This window comes from Pedobacter sp. P26, assembly GCF_050632135.1.
GTDB lineage: Bacteria > Bacteroidota > Bacteroidia > Sphingobacteriales > Sphingobacteriaceae > Pedobacter.
Genome location: NZ_CP192574.1, coordinates 4,012,739 through 4,030,910 on the forward strand (window position 1 = coordinate 4,012,739; position 18,172 = coordinate 4,030,910).

Sequence of the window (18,172 nt, forward strand, 5' to 3'; positions counted from 1 at the left end):
AAGTGATATCCTTTATTCCTGGTGAATTAGACTAATATAAAATTGGTAAACAGGGCAAACATTTTGGATTTTTACCACTTAATGATGTGGTCTTATTTAAATTTAAGATTTAAAGAAACGATATTGGAGACCAAACTTGTTGAACGTGAATAGTGACCATACCTCAACTCGAGCATATTTAACCGCTGCCAGCCAAAAACACCCTTGGGCGGAGCAAAACGGATACCTGCGCCATAAAAATCACTGGTGAGTGTAGATAGGTCATAATCGCTGGTAAAATATTGTTCTGATGGCGAATGCTGGCCATAAGGTGCAAAGTATTTGGTTCCAACCTGGTTATTATACCGATAGAATGGGCTTATAGAAAAGAAGGAATTGATCTTAACCGGTATTTCAAGCTCTGCGGTATGTGCTCTAATGCCCCAGTTATCCATATAATAACGGTAAAAAGTGCGGATCACAAAACGGTCGTCCAAAAAGTAATTCATCCGCAGCCCAATAGGAAGTTTGTAACGCTTATCGGGTAAAGTTTCCGAGCGTAGCGAGCCATCCGTAAAATAATCACGCTGGTATTTTGTAGCAAGCAAGCCTTTCTGATAGGAAGGTTCTAAAATCAGCGAAGCCTGAAATTTCTGGTTGATCACCTGGGCCAGGGAGAAAGATGCGCTAAAGGAATTTCGTGGTGCAGTATCATACTGCTCTCCGCCCCTTCCGGTGTTTCCCGTTCGCAGTTCAATCGGCAGGATGACCGTCCACTGATCTAAAAATGCCTGCAACTTAAAGTCAAACTGTGTATTTTTGTCTTTTGATAAACGGGTTAAATTGAAGGCTGCTCCCATTGATTGGTAATCGAATTCTGTTGAATAAGATCCTGTGAAACCAAAGGAATTCCCGGTTTCTTCATTAGAATGTGTCCAGTTTAAAGAAGGATAAATACGGGTATCAGCAGAAGAGGCTGAAGAAATGGTACTTGGATCGATCTTATCAGAAGAAGCGGAAGTATAATGATCTACCCCAAGCTCGAACAGAAAAGTATTTTTTCTGCCCCTTTTATTGAATTTAGACATCTGCAGGTCGATAGTGTTGGCAAAATCGCTCAGTTTTTCTGTGCCTATCCCCCTGTAACGGCAGAATTATTTCCATTTTGGTGGTAATATGCCGAAACCAGGTTAATCTCATCGATTTTGAGTTTACGCGACTGGTATTTACTGCTGTCTACTTTTGCAGGCTCAGGCCTGGTTTGGGCATAAGTGCTCAATATACCGAAGTACATAAAAAGCACATGAAGATATATTTTTTTCATTTTTTGATCCTTAAACTAGTTACAGCCACAACCACCACCGCTCTTGCCGCCATTGGCTCCCGATGCGCCTTCACGGTACAGCTGAAAACTTTGTTCAAATTTCTGGGCCTTTCGGGCCGACAGGATCATGTCGGCATCGTTAAGTTTACTTTTCTGATAAGGCTTTACGCTGCTACAGGCACTAAGCAAACTGCCCAGCGAAATTGCGGTAACCATCGAAAGGAAAAATGTTCTTGAAATTTTCATATTTATATCACATTAATATTGTTTGAGGTATATACCCGATCATTATCGTCGATCACAATACAGGCCACTTGTTTAATCTGGTTAATCAGCTCCAGCCCAATTTTTACGCCCATTACAACAACCGGGGTAGCCAGGGCATCAGCAAGCTCGGCACTTGGACAGATAATACTTACACTTTTTACGCCGCTTACCGGTAGCCCGGTTTTGGGATCTATGGTATGAGAATAGCGTTTGCCATTAATCGTCACAAATTTTTCGTAACTGCCTGAAGTGGCAATCGCCATATCGCTGATCTTTAGCGCAGAAAATGGCCTGTCGGTCTGTTCGGGGTCTGCAATACCTACGGTCCATGGGCGTCCATTGGCTTGGGTTCCCCAGGTAATCAGATCTCCTGCCGCATTCACAATTCCGCTTTTTATGCCGAGTTTTTGCAGCACCAACTTTGCTTTATCGGCTGCATAGCCTTTCCCAATTCCGCCAAAACCGATGCGCATGCCTTTATTTTTCAAAAACACAGTCGATTTTTCCTTATTCAGAATCACATTTCGGTAATCGATGAGTCCAACAGATGCCAGGGCGGTTGCTTCATCGGGCAAGCTGGTCATATTGGGATCAAAGTTCCAGAGTTTTTTATCTATCGATCCGTAGGTGATATCAAAAGCCCCGTCGGTAATTTCTGATATCCTGACAGACCGCTCAATAAGACTGATCACTTCCTCATCAACCTTTACCGGACTTAAACCGGCATGCCCGTTTATCAGGCTGGTTTGGCTGAGATCACTAAAAGTGGTGAGCAGGTATTCTATCCTTCGCACTTCATCTATTGCGGCATCTATGGCCACATTGCCTTCCTGCTCGTTCTCAGCAATCACAGTAAACTCAAACCGGTTTCCCATGAGTTTTAGTATCCGGTTTACAGAAACAGGTTTAGCCATTTTGAGCTTATTTTTTTAGTTTATCAATTTCAGAAACAAAAGCCTGCGGACTTTCATCAGGAAATCCATCCCAGCTTTTGAGCACCTTTCCATTTTCATCAACCAAGACAGTAAAAGGAAACTTACCATCTTTGTTATATACTTCTGCTAATGATTCGTTGAGTTTAATTTGTTCTTTTGGAAGCTGGTTTTTCTTCTGCCTTGGAAAATCTGCCCTTACCAATAAAAGATTGGCAGCGGCATATTGTTCAAAGCTTTCGGATTCTAAAATCTCTTTGCGCAGGCGGATGCAGGGACCGCACCAGTCTGAACCTGAAAAATTAATCAGGATTTGCTTATGTGTAATCTTTGCCTGTTTTTGCGCTTCAGTAAAGTTCCCCATCCACGATAAAGGAATAGCAAATAGCCCCAATAGGGCAACAAAAAGTAGTTTCATAATTTTTAAGAATAAACTTTTAAGGTTGTACCCGTAAGCTGGGTATTATAAACGGTTAAGATCGTGAAGCCGGACCATTGGTTACGGCCCCATTTTCAGAAAAGGTTGCGCCATGGTTGGGGCAGTAAAAACGGCTGTTTGCCGATTGATAAGTGAGGGTATAACTTTCATGGGTACAAGATCGCTGCACGGCAATATAGGCCCCCGCCTTTGTTTTGGCCACGATAACCCCATTTGATACTAATGACCCACCGTCGCTTAGCAGTGCTGCATTGGCAGCCAGGCTTAAATCGAGCGTAAAGTTTACGCCAGTGGGCTCGCTGGTATCTGCAGAACTGCTGCCATCAGTCTTTTTGCAACCGATACAGTTGATCAGGGCGAAAGTCGCGGCGCTCATCCCAATGCTGTTAAGAAAATCTTTCCTGTCCATATTCTTTTTATAGTTAAAATGAGCAATGCAATAAAATATTCAGTCAATATCCTGATGGATGGCCCTTCGTGATCGACGGGGATGAACTGAATAAAATCGTGTAAAAATTCTATCTATAAAAAGCTTTTAGGGTTCCGTTGGCTTTGGCTATCCTTTCATCGGGAATGGGGATAAAACCGATTGCTTGTAACAAAACTACAGACAAAGTCTGAAGACATTCTGAAGTTTTGAATCAAAATCTGTTAAATATTTGTTAATGGTTAAAGTTTAAAAACGGAGAAGAAAACTATGCAATCAGGCTTCCAGTTGGAAATGCTGCTCGAATAGCGATAAAGTCCGCTTCTTTATCTTTCGGCCTAACATTTTTTGTTGTCATTTTTTTTGGCAATATGCTATCTTACTTTCAAAATACACAGATTGTACCGAAGAACGATCTCAATCCCAAGTGGCAGGAGAATCAAAAAAACAGAATTAGGAAAGAACATATCGCACTACCAAACCTAAAACGCAGTGGTTTACCATTTACAATTACCTCTTTTGCATCCAGATCTATCCTGATTTCATTAAATTCAATATGACGTTCTCCCTGTGCACTTTTGCGGCGAACAACAGCCAATATTCTGGCATTGAGTTATGAAAGATGAAACGGCTTCGTCAGGTAATCATCTGCACCTAGACTCAAACCTTCTATCTTTTGGTCTATGGAATTTCTCGCAGATATAATGATCACCCCTTCGGTCCTGTTTATGCGTTTAAGGTAGTTCAGTAGCTGAAGTCCCTCTCCGTCTGGCAGCGTAAGATCGAGCAAAATGCAGTCGTATTCGTATGCCCCAAGTCTTTCCAATGCCTGAATATAGGTTGAGGCCATACTGCACAAATTACCTTCCGACAGGAGATATTGTGCTATACTGCGCTGCAAACCAGGTTCGTCTTCGATAATGAGAATCTTCAATACGCAAATATGTCATAAGATACTGAAGACATCTTGAAGTTTGATGCAAAAACAAAATGACAGCTGCTAACAACCTTGATACATGGCCTGATACGGTTTTTTCACAGTTGATTCGAAATTCTGTGTCCAAAATAACTTGAAAGAAAAGTAAATTACCGCTTGCAAAAATTATGCATGTCCGTCCTGAATTAAAATCAGCTAAAACTTCTAAATTAGCTTTATGGACACAAGTCAGTTATCCCGCCTCAGATTTGCTATCGAAAACTTTGTAATCCTTAGTGACGAAGACTGGTCGCTGTTAATCCCGCACATCAGTTACCTCAGCTTAAAAAAAAAGGAAAAGTGGATTTTGGAAGGAGAAAAGGAAAAGCATATAGGTTTTATCCTTGAAGGAAACATGAGACATTACTACATTTCGGACGGTGAAGAGCGGACAACCTATTTTTATTTTGAGAACGCACTGGTAAGCGCTTATTTTAGTGCCTTGAGTGCATCACCATCGAAGCTGACTATAGAGGCCTTAACCAGATGCGAGTTATTATCCTTTCCATATCAGGTACTTGCGTCTCTTTTCGAGCAGTCGCATGCCTGGGAGCGCTTTGGCAGAAAACTCGCCGAATATATTGCATTAGGACTGGAAGACCGAATGGTAAAGCTATTGGTCTTATCTCCGGAGCAACGTTACGCTGAGCTGTTAAAATCGGAGAAAAATAAAATTATCGAACGAATACCACAGCATTTAATTGCCAATTACCTTGGCGTAAGCCCGGTTAGCCTGAGTCGTATCAGGCGAAGAGTAAGCAGCAAAAAATAAGCCCTTAAAATTTTATTATCTTTTGTTAACGTCCCGATAAGCCCGGACTGATGACATTTGTCTTATCAAAAAATAAATAACATGAAAAAACTGATCAGGGCAGAAGCCATCGTACCATTTTTGATTTCCTTACTACTCATCACCGCATTACCAGTTAACATTTCCTGGTGGATGTGGTTTCCGATCTTCCTGTTGCCAGATCTGAGTATGTTGGGCTATCTGATTAATAACAAAGCTGGTGCAATCTCCTATAATATCTTTCACCATCAGCTATTGGCAGTCGTTATTGCAGGATTAGGTTATATTTTCCACCAACCTTATATCGAACTAGCAGGATTGGTACTACTCGGACATAGCAGTCTTGACCGATTGTTGGGATATGGATTAAAGCTTGAAAACGGCTTCAACTATACCCATTTGGGTCATATTGGCAAATCTGAAAACAACCAGAATTAAAAATCTACGAACAGATCCATTACTGATCATTCGCTAAAGCTCATGGGCCGTTTTAAGTCTGTTGACTGTAGATACCCATCAGAGGAACTTGATTCAGAGTTGAAGTCAAAAATGTCGCGGAACTGATAACAGTTACTTACCAGCAGCAATGTTATAGAATTTCCGGCCAATTAAATTAATATGGTACCATCTGTTCTTTTTTTCTTTTAACACCTGGATTTTATTAATTTCTTATAAAAAAATCTCTAAACCTGTTTATATCATTTATATCAGGATAGTTTTCTCATTGAATATCGGATTGCCTGATAATATTATTCCTACACTATTGGTTTCACCCATTATTGTGTAACATATAGACCTTTTTAAAAGTCTTATAATAAAACTGTATTTTATGAAAATCAGCAATCATATATTATCATTTATAACATGTGTAATCCTCATTTTTTCATTCCGGGCGCCATCGGTGGCACAAACCCTTCCTTCTAAAAAGACTCCCACCACAAAACCTTTCTCATTTCCGCTACAGATGGAAATGCATGTACTTTCTGATCCGACTTCTTTTCCAAGCGGACAAAAATCTTTTCTGATATACGAGTTATACTTAACCAATTTCAGTACATCAGCAATAAGTTTGCGTGGTATTGAATTAAGAGATACAAATAACGAAAACAGCAGCCCCATTGTATCTTTTGATACGCTACAACTGCATAACATGATCAAAATTTTAGGTGTAAATGGCTCAAAGGATAATCTTACTACTATTGGAGGTGGTCAGAGCGCCATCGTATTTATTGAAGCAAAATTAAACAATCCCCTTTCTTTTCCCGACAAAATAACACATCGGGTAATCACAGAGAATGACTCTCTGGACGGGGCAGTAATTTTTACCCATAAAAGGAAACTTCAGATACTTAAGCCACCCGTAAAAGGTACCGATTGGATCGCAGCCGATGGTCCTGGCAACAGCGTTGATAATCATCATCGGAGAGGCGTTATTATCCTTAACGGGCGGGCGGTTAATTCAAGAAGATTTGCAATCGACTGGAAAAAGGTTAAGGATAGCCTGTCTTTTTCCGGCAATCCGCGTGATGTACATTCCTATTTTTGTTACGGCGAGCAGGTTTTTGCGGTTGCTGACGGAAAAATAATCGCTGCAAATGACGGCTTACCTGATAATATTCCGGGTCACGGAAAAGAATTCCATCCTGCTGTGCCACTAACTTTCGGGAAACTTGCCGGTAACAACATAGTGATTGAGCTGGGTAATGGTCAATATGCGCATTATATGCATCTGCAGCCGGGCAGTGTACGCGTCAAAGCAGGAGATCATGTCCGGAAAGGAGAAATACTAGCCAAAATTGGCAATTCCGGAGATGCGCGTGAGCCACATCTGCATTTCGAGGTTACAACTTCCCCTATGCTACTTAAAGGAGAAGGATTACCTTATTTAATTGATCATTACCGCCTGGGGTTTCAACAAGGTTTTACTGAAGTTCATCACAACGAACTACCTAAAGAGAAAGAAATTGTTGCTTTCAGGGAATAAAACTTAAGAAGATAATATAGCCTTTGCAGGAAGAATGAATGCTATAGGATAAAATGCTGTCAGTTCTCCAGAAAATACAACAGTTGTTGTTTTCCATTTCACATCGGCTTTGATAAGATGCACCATTCGTTTCCGTAATTCGTAGGTCCATTAGAACAAAATACCCGGAAAAAGCCTTAAACCATAATCTGCTGAAAATAAAAAAAAGGCTGCTTTTTAACGAGCAACCCTTTAAAAAACCGACCATGAATCTGACCGGTGAGGCATTAAAATAGAAAAAAATCGCAAGTATATATTTACAACAAATAAATCAAGCTAGGGGAATAAAATTTGTAAAAGTAAATACCAGCATCAGGTCAAATTCAACTATGAGCGCAAATGGATGTGAAAACATCATTCGGAATTGCCGGAACAGCCACCCCGAATGATGTTAATGACACAGCCTGATCAGCCGGAAATCATCAATTATTATTAATATTTGTAACCATTGGTACAATCCGAAAGTTCGCCATGAAGAGTTGAAATTGCGGCAATGCTTTCGAAGGGAAATTTTGATAATAATTTACAAAGGCCACGCCCGAATTTACACTTGCGTTATCCGTGATATAGCTTTGCAAAGTACCTAAAGGAAGATCCTCCGGAGGTAGCCTTGAAATAACTTAAAGGTATGGTAACGGTTTGCCATTGGTTATTAAAATTATAAGAAGCGGTTGATAAACCAGCCCACCAGCTAAAATTGTTGCAAGTATAAGAGTTAGCGCCCCCATTGGAAATATTCATCCTGTAGGAGATTACACCCGAAGTCCAGGGTTGATTCATGTACAATTCAAACTGGATACCCAGGTTGTTCATCTGCGTTGTGGCCACTATCTGATTTGCCGAATTATCAATCACCTTTTGCAAGGCCTTAACCATCTGGAAACGTAAAAACCCTGTATTGTTCTTGTCATCGTTGCCTGTGCCAACCGCTATATCTTTAGCCGCTGCCGGAATAGCAATAACATTTTGCGGATTATTGGCCAGTTTGGTAGCCGCCGCAACATTAGCGCCTGATATTGTGGTATAACCAGTTCCTCCTGTTTGAGGTACCTGTGCATCGGTTGTTGTTTCCATAAACATCCCTTCCCTGTAATACATGTACGGAGGAGTAGAGTATACAGTTCCATCAATTGTCAGGCTAATTGCGCCGCTTTTATTCATATCGACATTGGCAGGCACAGTAAAAGCGATGGTGGTATCGGTTTTCGCAGCTATTGAAACGGCCAGACTGCCCGGCATCTCCACCTTAGTGGTATTCTTGAGATTTTTTCCACTTACAATCACCATATCCCCGGGAAACGGCATAGTAGCCGAAACGCCATTGATAGCAGGAATACGATTTATATCCCGGAATACAAAATGATTATAAACTGCTTCACCATTTTTCGTAACGATACGGATGGTGTTCCGTACAGTAGTATCGGCAATATCGCCGCCGGTTGGAAGGACAGCTGGTATAGAGAATATAATGTTGTTATCGGTAACATTTGCCGCCGAGAAAGATGTAGCAACGCCATTGCAATAGATTGCGCGCAGCCCCGAAAAACCATGCCCTTGCAAACGCACCCACGCGCCTAGATTAGAAATGTTGATCTGCACAGTAGGATTCGGGTACTGATTAGTCCATACTCCGTCAATCTTTATATCAGCTGTGTTTTGTTTTTTACAGGATGACAGCGCAATACAGGAAAGCAATATGATGCCCATCCCCCAAATAAAATATTTTATATCGATAGCTCTTTTCATAATTATAAAGTTTAAAATTTGTAAGGAACAGGTGCGTCGTTCAAATTGGGGTCACTATTAATTTCAGCGGCCGGATAAGGTAAGGCCCAGATGTTCGACTTGGACCCAATAGCATGTACATAAGAGCCCGCAGGAACGTTATGCACCACCTGCTGTGAAATATAACCAGCCTGAACCCGTGGAGAGTTATCCCAGCCTGCTGTATTAGGAAACTTTGGCGGGTCATAGGTGTACGAATAAGAAGCGTAGTTTGTAAAACTGGTTGTTGGGTCACTGTTTTTCAATTTGTTGTTTAAAAAGTTAAGTGTCCAGTCCATATCGTAAAACGAGCGCCTTACAAGATCAGGCCAGTAGGTCATTTCATAAAACAGCTCTTTACGGCGTTCTAATAATAAATCATTTCGTGTAACTAACGTATAAGGCTGATAGCCTGTTGGATTGAGGTAAAAAGCACGTTTTCTAACCTTATTGAAATTTTCCAGCGCTGTTGCATCTGATGTTTGTGTTGCAGTCCCCATAATGGCTTCAGCATACATCAGGTAAACTTCCGACATCCGTAAAGCGGGTGATACCAAACCGCTGTTTCCTGCTACTGCTGCACCATCGGTATCTTTGTTGCTTCCTACAACAAATTTTTTGATATTACATTTGGTTTTGGAATTAGATGGCACTGTAAAACTGCCTGCTGCCAGCTGTGTACCCAGGTAGGCATAGTTTTGCCCTGGTATAAAAACGTTACCGCGCAATCGCGACTGCGCGCCGTCCTGAACCAGCAACCGGAGCAGGTCATAAGAAATAAATACATTGCTTCCGCCGGTAAGGTTACCGGTCACATCACCGTTAAAAGAAAGATTATTTAATACATTTCCCAAGCCGTAATCTGCAGCGCCAGGTAAAAATTGATAGCCAAAAAGCACTTCTGCATTGTTATTTGTTTGTACTTTCCATATATCTTCATAATTATCAAGCATTTTATAAGATGACAGATTAATTACGTCCAGACAAGACTGCTTCGCCAAATCAAAATATTTCTGTGCCATTTCCGTATTGCTGCTTACGCCATTTCGCTTTAAATATTCGCTTGAAAACCGATCTCCCATAGCATAATCCGCACCGGTAAGCAGTACTCTGGCAAGCATAGCCTCTGCACTGTATTTGGTTACCCGTCCTTTGCTATCTGTAGCGGGCAGGGTTTGAGCGGCAATCGTCAGATCGTTAATGGCATATTGCAGCACATCTTCAAATGAATTAGGAGGCAGCAACGTATTCAGTACATATTTTCTTGGATCATCGATAATTGGCACATCATGCCATAACATAGCCAGATACCAATAAGAATAGCCCCTGATGAAGCGGGCTTCTCCCTCACAACCTTTGGCCCGTGTTGCGTCTACACCGTTGGTTATACTCAATGGTACATAATCATTTATAATGTAGTCTGCTTGAGTTACCGCTACATATAACGATCCCCAGGTTTGAAATAATTCGTTAAAGTTAGAATTTTCGGCAAATAAAGCTAAAGCAGAAATTGTGCCCGTAACCCCATCAACATAAACATTATTTGCCCGCCCCTCTGTAATGGTTCGCGCATAATCATTAAATTTATTCCATGGCGTTGCATACAGGAAAGCCGTGGTTGCCCGAAGATCTTCAATTGTTTTAAAAGAGTTGCTTACCTGCTTTTGTGTATCAGAATGCACTTCCAGGTATTTTTTACATCCGGAAAAAAGGTAAGCCCCAGTGTACATAGAAGTGTAATAAGTATATTTTTATTTTTCATGATAATAAGGGTTAAAAGTTCATATCCAAACCAAATGTGTAAAAACGGGATGAGGGTATTCTACCGCCATCTACACCATAAGTGAGCATATTTTGACCGTTAAGTGAACCCACTTCCGGGTCATACCCACTATATTTACTGAATGTGAAGACATTTTGCAGGTTAGTATAAACACGTACGCTTTTAATAAAGAACTTTTCCAAAAGCTTGGTAGGGAACTTGTAGCCTAGTGAAACGTTTTGAAGTCGTAAATAAGAAGCATCTTCTACATAACTATCGCTAAAAATGCTATTATTCGTGTTTTGAACAGACATTCTGCCTAAACTGGGGTTTGCTCCCGGCAACACGTAAACATTCCAGATATTGGTATTTGCCGAATTACCGTCTTTGTAACCTAATCTGGCATAGTTGGTTACAATTTCACTAACATTGGAAAGACTTCTGGGATCGTCAGTCCGGCTTCTAATGATATTGAATACCTTGCCACCAACAGATCCGTTAAAGAAAAAGCTGAAATCAAAATTCTTATAAGAAAAGCTGTTGGTAAGGCCAAAAGTAAAATTCGGAAATGGGCTACCCACATTGGTAATATCTCTCTCATTAACAATACCATCATGGTTAACATCCGCAAACAGCAAATCTCCTATGTAAGTTGATGTAATCAGCGTTGGATCGTTGTTATTGATTATGGTACCGGTTTTATATTTAAAAGTTGGGGTAATTACTGTGCTTGTACCATTGCCATTATCTTTCAAAAAGTCAGCGGCGGAGTTAATACGCCCGATCATTTGATAAGCATAAAACTGGCTTACCGCACTTCCTGCACTTGTAGAGGTGATGATATTTTTTCCGTTCGACGTATCGTACATTGGAATGCTCGCTGTAGCAGTATTCATGCGGGTAACCAGGTTCCGGTTATAGGTAAAGATGGCCGTAGTTTTCCAGCTGAAGTTATCCCTGGTAATATTCCTTGTATTTACAGTAAATTCGAAACCCTTATTTTGAAGGGCGCCTATATTATACCAGGGTGCTTGCGCAGAGCCGGGAATGTCAGATGTACCGGTAAAGGCAGGCAGACTTAACCGAAGAAGCAAGTCGTCGGTCTTTTTAATGTATGAATCAAATACCAGTTCAACCCGGTTATTTAATATCGTCAGGTCCATACCTGCATTCCAGGATTTTGTAGTTTCCCAGGTTAGATTGGGATTTGAGATATTTGCGGTTTGTAAACCGGTACCCTGACTATTAGTACGTATATTGGACAGGTTACTGTCATAGGCAAAGGCGGCTACATTTGAGTTACCCACAATACCGTAGCTAAGCCTTAATTTGGCGTTGCTGATGGTTCCCTTAAGCGACTTGAAAAAGGCTCTTCAGAGAGACGCCATGCTATTGCTGCCGATGGAAAAGCGCCCCACTGCTGACCTGGAGCAAAATTTGACGAGCCATCCCAACGCATCGTTCCGGTAAACAAATACCTATCTTTGTAATTGTAAGTAGCACGACCAAAAAATGACATCAGCCTGGAGTTATATCCGCTTCCATTGTTTGTGGCGTAATTAGCATCTCCTGCGTCTAATCCTGTAAGTTCGTTAGAGCCATACTGACGGCTCCCGGTCAGGTAATCGCCTCTCCTGCTGATCATCTCCTGCCCAAGCATTAAACTTGTACGATGATTTGCACCAAAGGATTTATCTATGTTCAGGATATTCTTCCATCCCAGGTAAAAGTTATACGTTTTATCGTGTTTGTTTTCTGTATTGGCCTTGATTGACGCGCCGAACTGGTAGGCCGGCAAAAACTGCAGGAAATTATCTGTGTTGGCATCAACATTCACCTCGGTTCTGAAATTGATTCCCTTTGCCGGAAGCAATTGCAAATACAAATTACCACGGGTATCAAAACGCTCCCTGGTCCGGGTATTTAACATCGCTAACGCAACCGGATTTGAAAAACCAAGGGTATTGGCATCAAGGTCTGAAGTTGGACCGGCAAATGAACCATCGGCATTACGAATCGGAACTGCCGGACTTTGAAACAGCGCATTACCTACTGCTCCGAATGTGGAGATCGCTGTGCTTTGCTTATCCTGAGTAACATTGACCGTAGCGCCTATTTTGGCCCAGGGCTGAATTTCGTTATCCATATTTACACGAAAAACAAACCTTTTATAATTAGCACCCAGCACAATGGCATCCTGGTTCAAATAACCTCCTGAAACGCTATAGGTAGATGCCTTATTACCACCGCGGACAGACAAATCGTAAGATTGCATAGGTGCAGTCTTAAACAATTCTTTCTGCCAGTTAGTGCCTTCGCCAAGATACTCCGGAAAACTAAAGTCTGCTCTCCGGCCATAACCAAGCACATCCGAAAAATCATTGTGGTGTTGCGCGTATTCGCTGAGGTTCATCATATTGATAAGCTTCGGCAGCTTTTCAAGCCCATACCTCGCATTAAAACTTAGAACAGGGCTGGCGTTCTTTCCCTTTTTCATGGTGATCAACACGACTCCATTAGCCCCTTGAGATCCATATATAGCAGTGGCCGAAGCATCTTTTAAAACTTCAACACTTGCGATATCATTCGAGTTGATGCTGGCCAAGGGGTTAACATCGTTGTTTCCTGTTCGCCCGCTGATGATCACCCCATCAATCACATAGATGGGCTCGTTGGTGCTGTTAATGGAATTAACCCCACGAATCTGGACAGAACTTCCGCCACCGGGTACACCGGAATTCATCGTGCTTTGCAGTCCCGCTATCCGCCCTTGTAAGGCCTGATCCAATGTAGTGACCACTGAGTTAGCAAACACGTCCGACCCGATAGAGGATACAGCGCCGGTCAAATCGCTTTTGCGCATCGTGGAATACCCCACCTGTACCACTACTTCGTCCAGGTTCTTTACGTCCGCCTTTAACTGCACATCAATTACCTTTTTATTATTTACGGTTATTAATTGTGCAACAAAGCCTAAAGAAGAAAATTTTAAGATAGCCCCTGGCGGAACCGATATTTTATACACACCATCCTGATTGGTAGTAGCACCTTTTGTAGTGCTTAACTGCGATACTGAAACTCCGGGTAATGCCCCCCGGCTTTATCTGTCACACGGCCTGAAACCGTAATTTCTTGCGCTGCTACAGACAAAGAGAATAGCAGGATAACGATAAAAATGGGGATTTTAGTAAAAATTTTAGTCATTCTCATTATTAATTGGTTTTAAATCAACTACCAGGTTGTTCATACGCCATCCAAATCCAGACTATAAATTTTGGGCTAATATCAACTACATACTTGGCAGACGAACTATTTGGTTATTTAGAGAGCAAGAAAGCAAATACCGACGGTCGCATTTTTTCTTGTCTTTTACTGCCTCAAAAGTAGAAACACACATCCGTCTAAGCTTCGACAATTGAATAATATTACAAGACAAATGTTCAACAAATGAACATATACCGCCTCTCAAGCTATGATTATAAACGATTTTTTATTTAAAATTTGCTTTTCTCCACTTTGACAAAGTTGATTTGGTGACAATTCAAAAACCAGTTAACGGAGATATTGGGTTAACATCTCTTTAATTAGGCCAACTGCAAGGAAGAATGCCATTGAAAAGTTATTAACCTGAGTTCGGTTAATGTTTATTCATACTGACTGATTTTAAGCCGTTAAGTTAGCGCGATTGCCTTAAGGCTTTATCAAAAAGATTTAAGCTGGCTCCGCTAAACAATTATATTTTGATACATCGTCATCCCCAATTTAATTGAGAATTCTAATGCGATTGCAAAGCAATTTAAGATTAGCGTCGCTGAACACCGCGTGGTCCATCTGCGCGAGAATGACCCAGAGCAAAATTAAATTCCGGCCTCAACTGCTAGATTTTACTTTTGATACGGCCTCATGTTTCCTGCTATTAAGCTCCAGAAATAAATTACCTTGATGAGCCCGCATTAGGGCTTGGTTTACTTCGTAGCTTTCAGCTGCGCTACAGGTCTCGGGATGACGGCTATGAACGAAAATATCTGTAGTAGCCTTTTAGAGGAATATTAATAACAGAATTGAGGTTCATATCATTTCCAAGCGAATATGTTTTTGAAAAGTTACTAGGCCAATCTTTTCGTTTTAGTACTTGTTACTACCGATCTTTTTGAAGGAAAAACAAAGTGATTTGTTCAGTAAATCTTGAATAGATAGTCAGGATTTGAGAAGACCATTTTTTTGAACTTAATCATTTGATCTGGATCATAATATTCCCTACATTCCAATTATCCGACAGGATAATGATTATAATTTCGTTAACGCTTTCAAAACTAAGGCCAGAATATCCATCCTGGCCATTGATCTAATCATTAACTATACTAATCTTAATATTACCTGAATTACTGAATCGTTTTTTTATCCAATTTTTGATGATCAACAATGCATCCTCAGAAAAACCAGTTTTAATTTTTGAAATTTCGGCATTATCACACGTTACACAGGCTAAAAACAAATGATTTAAACCAGGCAACTTCATTGTGGTTACTTTCTTATTTCCTCCCGTTAAAGAATAATTTTTCCAGTTAGACAAATTCTCATCCGCGGCTACCATCAAATCCTTATCGCCGTTTAAAGCCAGAATAGGCACTTTAATTTTAGCTATGGTTCTTTTGGCATCATACTGAATAAAATAGCGGTACCAGGGCCCTGTTGAGTTGTTAATAAAACTATATACCGGGAATCGGAAATGATCGAACTGTATATTTAAAGTTTTGAAATAAATATCATCCTTTAACTTCCAACGTTTGTAAGCGTCATTTAACTTCACTTCCATACTATCAGAATTCGCATATCTTAATGCAGTTTCAAACATGATGCGATTGATATCATTCGAACGTTTTTTATCATAGTCGGGCAAGGCCGAGTGGGCAACCAGGTCTTCGTTCTGTTTGATCTGGGCATCAAACCCGCCCATGGCCAATCCGGCCAGACTGATGAGAAACTTTACCTCTTTGCTCCTCACAGCTGCCAGCGATATTACCGCTCCACCTTCACTATGCCCCATTAAACCAATCTTCGCACGATTAATATCCGTTCTGGTGTGCAGATAGGCAATGGCAGCTAATGCATCGTCGGCAAAATCTTTTGTAGTTGCAGTTTCATAGGTGCCGTTAGTTTTGCCTGTTCCGCGGTCGTCGGTTCTAAGAACTGCAATGCCATTTTTATTAAGATAGCTGGCAATTTCCAGAAAAATTTTATGCCCCGCCATGGTACCGTCCCGATCCTGCTTTCCGGTTCCAGAAACAATCACAACTGTAGGGAAAGATTTTTTTCCTTCAGGTTTACTAAATGTGCCTCCGAAAGTAATTTTTCCATCTGTACTTTTAAATGTTACGCTGTCGCAAACAATTTTTGTTGTTTGCGCAAACGAAACCATATTACAAAGCAGGGCAAAGCCAAAAATTAGTTTGCTTATCATTTGATTGCTTTTGTGCTATCTACCATCATTGAAATCTCATCAGCCAGTTGCGTTGCGCTTCCATTGAAGCCAGTTGACTGAAATCTAATAATACCATTTTGATCAATAACAAGCTTCTGTGGAATACCTGAGATTTTAAATGCTTTACAATATCTGTCAAAAACCTCGCCGGTAGCTTTACCATCTGCTGCCATATTATCGAACAATACATTGAAAGGGTAATTATTTGACTTAATATAATCAGAAACTTCCTTTTTATAGCTGTCGCCCCTTTCTTCAGTATCTACAAAATAGAAAACCACATTAGGGTCTTTGGCATATCTATCAATGGCAAGCTTCATTCCCGGAAAAGACGCTTTGCAGGGAATACACCAGGTTGCCCAGAAATCCATCACCACGGTTTTACCTTTTAAATCACTTAATTTCACAATTTTTCCTTTCAAATCCTGCATGGCGAAATCTACCATGGGCGCCTCAATTTTATGCCTTAATATTTCAGCCTGCATTTTTTTGCTTCCAGTAGAGTTTTTAAGACCTTCAAGATAAGTGTCAAATCCCAATTCACTACCTTTGGCTTTTATATATGAAGACTTCAACAAAGCAATCATTTCTGTACTCGCCTGATTTTCATAAATGCTTCTTTCCAATAACACAGCGAGCCTTTTATTTTCTTTTAAATGATTTAGTGTTATGGAAAGTTCATTATTAAATGCGGCGCTCTTATAGCCTAAAATGGGTTGTGCAATACCGGCATACTTTAAAGCAACCGGGTATTTTTCTGCACGATTTAAAAGATGAATGTGATCAGTAGAAATTTGCGTTGCCAATGCGTTATTGACCATTCCGACCCATTCTTTATTAGATAAATAACCATATTCTTCTGGCTTATCTGATCTGATAAACTCCAGTCTCTTCACTAGCTTTTCCGAAATTTGAAGTAAGGTTTTTTCATCTACTTCCTTTCTTTTCAATGGAATATCTACAATTTTATAGTAGAGAAAGTTAACCATTCCAAAAGAAAGTCCATTTAAATATTTATCCAGGTCAGCATAATTTTTTTCAACGTAGCTACTAAAAATAATAATGTTTTGTTTAATGACATCGTAATTAATCCGATTCTCTTCATTAAATGTTTTATTTGTTCCGGTCTCTGGAAAATCAGCTAAAAACTTTTTAAACCCAGCCAGCATTACATTCATATCGTTGCCTCTGGGTATGGCTTTAAAAGCTGCTAATCTTGCTAAACTGCCGTTGGGGAATTTCTGCATCAGTGCTTTATCAACCGAATCGGCTGTTGTTTTATCCTGAAGTATTCCCGACAAAATCTTTCTGGCATTTAGTAAATCGCTCTCTGTTGCTTCAGCTCGTTTCAGATAAGCTAAAACCCGTTGTAACCTGGGAAATGCATCATCTTTAAAGGTTGCTTTAGCAGCGAGCGCGTATGGATAAACCAAAACTGATTTCGATTCTTGATTATATGAAATTTCCTGGTTTAACCAATGGTAGGTCGCCGAGTCAGAAATGCCTTTAAATTTTATATAATTTGGTATATCCATTCCATATTTTGGCGATCGCGACAATCCCCAGCCAGCGTATGCTCCTTTCGCCATCAAACCTTTCCTTTTCTTATCATGCATCATCAGAAAATATCCCTGATCGCGATTGTTATCTACAAGCGTATCCGACTTAAATTTAAAGGCCAGCAAACCACAATCTTTTGGAACGATTATGGAAACACTCCAATTATTTTCAAAGCCGGTCAACGTAATATCTTTGGCGTACCATTTATAATCCTGATAACTATACATTACTGCCGAAACAGCTTTACGACCTTTTAACAAGGTTTTACTTGCATCATATTCAACTTTAATCGTGTCGCCATTGTTCACAATTTCAGGAACTGATCTAAAATTAGGTTTTGTTTGGGCTGAGGTGGTATTAAAAAAAGGAAGACCACACTTAGCACAACAAGGGATTTTATTTGTTTTTTCATCTGCGTTTGATCTACTGCCAGGCTTTCACCCGGCA

At 40.5% G+C, this 18,172-nt stretch carries 15 protein-coding genes and 1 pseudogene; 3 read left to right on the forward strand and 13 right to left on the reverse strand.

Annotated features, from left to right (window positions below):
- Positions 1 to 92: 92 nt before the first annotated feature.
- The 7 genes from ACQ86H_RS18625 to ACQ86H_RS18655 all read right to left on the reverse strand — a co-directional run bounded on the left by ACQ86H_RS18625 (position 93) and on the right by ACQ86H_RS18655 (position 4,302).
- Positions 93 to 1,067 carry a DUF3570 domain-containing protein gene (locus tag ACQ86H_RS18625; protein WP_431292084.1) on the reverse strand — a complete coding sequence of 325 codons (975 nt, stop codon included), beginning with the start codon at positions 1,065 to 1,067 and terminating at the stop codon, positions 93 to 95.
- 44 nt (positions 1,068 to 1,111) lie between these two features.
- A complete protein-coding gene (locus tag ACQ86H_RS18630) occupies positions 1,112 to 1,303 on the reverse strand; it encodes a hypothetical protein (RefSeq protein ID WP_431292085.1) in 192 nt (63 codons plus the stop codon).
- Between the two features lie 15 nt (positions 1,304 to 1,318).
- Positions 1,319 to 1,549, reverse strand: a complete 231-nt coding sequence (locus tag ACQ86H_RS18635) for a DUF4266 domain-containing protein (protein ID WP_138823074.1) — start codon at positions 1,547 to 1,549, stop codon at positions 1,319 to 1,321.
- Positions 1,550 to 1,551: 2 nt separating this feature from the next.
- Entirely contained in the window at positions 1,552 to 2,484 is a 933-nt protein-coding gene (locus ACQ86H_RS18640; protein WP_138823072.1) for an FAD:protein FMN transferase, read from the reverse strand.
- A gap of 7 nt (positions 2,485 to 2,491) precedes the next feature.
- The gene (locus ACQ86H_RS18645; RefSeq protein WP_138823070.1) at positions 2,492 to 2,920 is read right to left on the reverse strand and encodes a thioredoxin family protein; all 429 of its coding nucleotides are present in this window, start codon (positions 2,918 to 2,920) and stop codon (positions 2,492 to 2,494) included.
- A gap of 55 nt (positions 2,921 to 2,975) precedes the next feature.
- Positions 2,976 to 3,350: a ubiquinol-cytochrome c reductase iron-sulfur subunit gene (locus tag ACQ86H_RS18650; RefSeq protein ID WP_431292086.1), complete on the reverse strand. Its 375-nt coding sequence runs from the start codon at positions 3,348 to 3,350 to the stop codon at positions 2,976 to 2,978.
- A 631-nt stretch (positions 3,351 to 3,981) separates the two neighbouring features.
- Positions 3,982 to 4,302 (reverse strand): response regulator transcription factor, encoded by a 321-nt coding sequence (locus tag ACQ86H_RS18655; RefSeq protein ID WP_246862739.1) that lies wholly within the window; start codon positions 4,300 to 4,302, stop codon positions 3,982 to 3,984.
- 220 nt (positions 4,303 to 4,522) lie between these two features.
- On the opposite strand from ACQ86H_RS18655, the gene ACQ86H_RS18660 reads away from it, so the two are divergent.
- From ACQ86H_RS18660 to ACQ86H_RS18670, 3 genes are all read left to right on the forward strand, one after another.
- Positions 4,523 to 5,116, forward strand: a complete 594-nt coding sequence (locus tag ACQ86H_RS18660) for a Crp/Fnr family transcriptional regulator (protein ID WP_138823068.1) — start codon at positions 4,523 to 4,525, stop codon at positions 5,114 to 5,116.
- Between the two features lie 81 nt (positions 5,117 to 5,197).
- Positions 5,198 to 5,572 (forward strand): DUF4260 domain-containing protein, encoded by a 375-nt coding sequence (locus tag ACQ86H_RS18665; protein WP_431292087.1) that lies wholly within the window; start codon positions 5,198 to 5,200, stop codon positions 5,570 to 5,572.
- A gap of 391 nt (positions 5,573 to 5,963) precedes the next feature.
- A complete protein-coding gene (locus tag ACQ86H_RS18670) occupies positions 5,964 to 7,118 on the forward strand; it encodes a M23 family metallopeptidase (RefSeq protein ID WP_431292088.1) in 1,155 nt (384 codons plus the stop codon).
- A 594-nt stretch (positions 7,119 to 7,712) separates the two neighbouring features.
- Here ACQ86H_RS18670 and ACQ86H_RS18675 read toward each other — a convergent pair.
- The 6 genes and pseudogenes from ACQ86H_RS18675 to ACQ86H_RS18700 all read right to left on the reverse strand — a co-directional run bounded on the left by ACQ86H_RS18675 (position 7,713) and on the right by ACQ86H_RS18700 (position 18,033).
- On the reverse strand, positions 7,713 to 8,903 hold the full coding sequence (locus ACQ86H_RS18675) for a glycan-binding surface protein (RefSeq protein ID WP_431292089.1): 1,191 nt from the start codon (positions 8,901 to 8,903) through the stop codon (positions 7,713 to 7,715).
- An 11-nt stretch (positions 8,904 to 8,914) separates the two neighbouring features.
- A complete protein-coding gene (locus ACQ86H_RS18680; RefSeq protein ID WP_431292090.1) occupies positions 8,915 to 10,651 on the reverse strand; it encodes a RagB/SusD family nutrient uptake outer membrane protein in 1,737 nt (578 codons plus the stop codon).
- A gap of 43 nt (positions 10,652 to 10,694) precedes the next feature.
- On the reverse strand, positions 10,695 to 11,990 hold the full coding sequence (locus ACQ86H_RS18685; protein WP_431292091.1) for a TonB-dependent receptor domain-containing protein: 1,296 nt from the start codon (positions 11,988 to 11,990) through the stop codon (positions 10,695 to 10,697).
- 17 nt (positions 11,991 to 12,007) lie between these two features.
- Positions 12,008 to 13,714, reverse strand: a pseudogene (locus tag ACQ86H_RS18690) (SusC/RagA family TonB-linked outer membrane protein); the annotation flags it as partial.
- 1,314 nt (positions 13,715 to 15,028) lie between these two features.
- Positions 15,029 to 16,144, reverse strand: coding sequence for an alpha/beta hydrolase family protein (locus tag ACQ86H_RS18695; RefSeq protein WP_431292092.1), 1,116 nt, complete (start codon positions 16,142 to 16,144; stop codon positions 15,029 to 15,031).
- Positions 16,141 to 18,033: a TlpA family protein disulfide reductase gene (locus ACQ86H_RS18700; protein WP_431292093.1), complete on the reverse strand. Its 1,893-nt coding sequence runs from the start codon at positions 18,031 to 18,033 to the stop codon at positions 16,141 to 16,143. Before ACQ86H_RS18700 ends, ACQ86H_RS18695 begins: the two co-directional genes overlap by 4 nt.
- Positions 18,034 to 18,172: the final 139 nt, after the last annotated feature.